The organism is Rhizobium ecuadorense (assembly GCF_001187535.1).
Classification (GTDB): Bacteria; Pseudomonadota; Alphaproteobacteria; order Rhizobiales; family Rhizobiaceae; genus Rhizobium; species Rhizobium ecuadorense.
The window spans coordinates 1-362 of record NZ_LFIO01000880.1; the positions used below are offsets into that span (position 1 = coordinate 1).

1 pseudogene is annotated in these 362 nt (G+C 60.5%); it reads right to left on the reverse strand.

Annotation, left to right across the window (positions count from 1 at the left end):
- Positions 1-217 precede the first annotated feature (217 nt).
- Positions 218-362 (reverse strand): annotated as a pseudogene (locus AF337_RS45420) (response regulator); the annotation flags it as partial.

A 362-nucleotide genomic window follows, 5' to 3' on the forward strand; every position in this document is an offset into this window, starting at 1 on the left:
CTTGACCACCGTTCCCGGACGATAGGGCGAATGGAGGACCTTTCCGCCATAGGTGAGGCTGCCCGGAAGCGGCTGCGGATCCCCTGCGCTGGCGCAGGCCGAGAGGGCGAAAAGAACGCCAATGAGCGCGTATTTCATCCGGACTATCTCCTCGGGCAGGCAGTAGCGGCCTGAACGACGTCGATCTCCTTCTTACCACAACGCAGCTTGCTGCTGTTCACAAAGCAGCCTTGCTACTGTCGAAGTTTTTGCGTCGCTGCTCCGCCCGCGAGAGTGCGCTGGCGATCCTCTCATCGGTGAAGGGCTTGGAGATCACATCAAGCGCGCCTTCGATACCGTGACCGACATTCTCGGGACTACCG